The sequence below is a fragment of the Rhizobacter sp. P3_B12 genome (assembly GCF_056402895.1).
Map to the genome: position 1 here is coordinate 1 of NZ_JBFUGN010000844.1, position 2724 is coordinate 2724.

The window sequence follows — 2724 nt, forward strand, 5'->3', positions numbered from 1 at the left end:
GTGCACGAAGCGTGCTGCGCACGCGGGCCATGAAACCAGMCAGCTCCGGCGMCCCGKCTTTRTTGGCGCKCCACRGCCTCCCCSCACGCGCCTTYRTGCCACCGCMCTGCTCCTTCGACTTTGACAAGCGAACAAATGGGAATGGATGCCCGGGTTGCACCCGGGMGCGYCRTGCGTSTTTTCTGCGCGTCGAGCYACYGGTTCRGCAAAGGCGCGGGCGGGGRGTGTGGGGAGCGCCAATMARGRCGGGGCGCCGGAGCCGTCTGCTTTCATGAACCGCGCGCGCAGCGCGCTTCGTGCACTGACTGTCGCCGACTGTTTGACCACAACGAACGAAGTGAGTGGAGGGAGTTTCGGCGACGGTTCATGAAAGCAGATGGCGCAGGGGAGTCATTGCCCCGCCAGGGGCAATGACCGCACCGACCGGCGAGCCCCACACTCCCCGCCCGCGCCTTTGCCCGCGCAGATCGCCGCCAGGGAGGAAGCTACGCATTCACGCGGAATGAACCCATGGCTTCGGTGAGCCGGCCCGATTGGCCCCGCAGCGACTGCGCCGCCGCCGCCAGCTGCTCCACCAGCGCGGCGTTCTGCTGCGTCATCGTGTCGAGCTGCCCGATCGCCTGCTGCATGCGGCCGATGTCGCTGCTCTGCGAGGCACCGCTCTGCGCAATGCCGGCGATCAGCCCCGCCACCTGGCCCACGCTGTCGACGATCTCGCGCATCGTGCGGCCGGCATCGGCGACCAGCTGCGAGCCGGCCGCCACCTTCTCGGTCGAGTCGCCGATCAAGGCCTTGATCTCGCGCGCGGCCGACGAACTGCGCTGCGCGAGGCTGCGCACCTCCTCGGCCACCACCGCGAAGCCGCGCCCCTGCTCGCCGGCACGCGCCGCCTCGACCGCCGCATTCAGCGCGAGGATGTTGGTCTGGTAGGCGATGCCATCGATCACGCCGATGATCTCGGCGATCTTGCCGGCGCTGGTGTGGATCTCGCCCATGCGCACGATCACCTCCTGCATGGTCTGCGCACCGCGCGCCGCGACCTCGCTGGACAACTTGACCTGGCTGCTCGCCTCGCGCGTGCTGTCCGAGTTGCTGTTCACCGTGGCCGCCAGCTGCGCCATCGAGCCGACGGTCTGCTGCAACGCGCTCGCCTGCTGCTCGGTGCGGTTCGACAGGTCGGTGTTGCCGCTCGCGATCTCGTCCGACGCGGTGTCGACCCCCTCCACCGTCTGCCGCACGTCGAGCACCATCGTGCGCAGCTTCTTGCGCATCGCGTTCAGCTCGGCCCGCAGCCACGAGATCTCGTCCTTGCCCGACGACGTGATCTTGGTCTCGAGGTCGCCGCCGGCAATGCGGATCACGCATTGCACGGTCGACTCGACCGACTCCTTGATGCTGCCGCGGATCAGCCAGCCGGCCAGYAGCGCCACCGCGCAGCCGGCGACGGCACACGCGCCGAACCACCCGACGGCCGCATCCGCATCGATCCGCGGAGCCCCCGCGGCCAGCTGCCGCACGGTCCACGCCGCCGCCCCACCCATCGCAAGCACGATCGCGCCCATCACGACGAAGCCGATCATCACCCGCCTGACCAAGCTGACCTGRCGAATCCATTCCATGACATGTCTCCTTGTTTTATGAATCAAGCACCGTCCAGCCGCAGCGCCGCGCATGCTCGCGCAGCACGGGCTCCGGCCGGACGGCCACCGGATGCGACACCGCCTGCAACAGCGGCAGGTCGCTCGCGGAATCGGAATAGAACCAGGATTCGTCGAAGGCCTGCAGGCCGCCGGGCCGGTCCAGCCAGTCGAGCACGCGGCTCAGCTTGTGCTCGCGGTGGCAGGGCTCGCCGGCGATCTCGCCGGTCAGGAAGCCGTCGCGCAACTCGCCTTCGGTCGCCATCAGGTGGCGGATGCCGAACAGCCGCGCAAAGGGCTCGGCGATGAAGCGCGTGGTCGCGGTGACGATGGCGCACAGGTCGCCGGCACGCTGGTGGCGCTCCACCAGCGCCTGCATGAGGCCGGGCACCCGCGCCGCCATCTCGGCCTCGAACGCGCGGCTCCAGGCCTCGATCCGTTCGCGTGGAAACGCCGCCAGCGGTGCCACCGTGATGCGGTGCATCGCGCGGATGTCCAGCGTGCCGGCCACGTAGCGGTGGCAGCAGGCCAGGTAGGCCTCGGGGGCCTCGGGCGGCAGGATGCCGCGCGCCGTGAGGAAGCGCGTCCAGGCCATGCCGCTGTCGAAGGGAATCAAGGTGTGATCCAGGTCGAACAGCGCCAGGTTCATCGGCGCCTCAGGCGTGGCTCAGCTCGCGCGACAGCAGGTGCGCCGGCAACACGCCGCGCAATGCGTTGCAGACCACGATGGCCTGCGCACGCCGCAGGTCGGCCGCGCTCAGGCTGCACTCGACGGTGGCCCAGCCCGGATCGGCCAGCAGCCGCGCTCGCATCACGCCGGGCAGCGCGCCGTCGTGCAGCGGCGGCGTGCACCAGCGGCCGTCGAGCAGCAGGAACACCGAGCTGCGCCCGCCTTCCACCAGCCGGCCGTCGGCGGTGAAGAACAGGCTGTCGAACGCACCGGCCCGCTCGGCCGCCGGCACGCCGGCGTCGTAGTGCTGGCGCAGCGTGGTCTTGTGGGCGGCCAGCGGTCGGTGGTCGGGCAGGGGCTGCGCGGCGATCAGCAGGCCCACCGGCCCCGCGGGCAGCGGCGCGAGCGGCGCATGGG

At 70.4% G+C, this 2724-nt stretch carries 3 protein-coding genes; all 3 read right to left on the reverse strand.

Features of this window, described 5'->3' with window-relative positions; translation table 11 throughout:
* Positions 1 to 485: 485 nt before the first annotated feature.
* A complete protein-coding gene (locus AC1D01_RS28925; protein ID WP_477872558.1) occupies positions 486 to 1619 on the reverse strand; it encodes a methyl-accepting chemotaxis protein in 1134 nt (377 codons plus the stop codon).
* A 16-nt stretch (positions 1620 to 1635) separates the two neighbouring features.
* Positions 1636 to 2286: an HAD family hydrolase gene (locus AC1D01_RS28930; RefSeq protein WP_477872560.1), complete on the reverse strand. Its 651-nt coding sequence runs from the start codon at positions 2284 to 2286 to the stop codon at positions 1636 to 1638.
* Between the two features lie 7 nt (positions 2287 to 2293).
* The coding region (locus AC1D01_RS28935; RefSeq protein WP_477872562.1) for an aminotransferase class IV at positions 2294 to 2724 on the reverse strand (431 nt) is incomplete at its 5' end.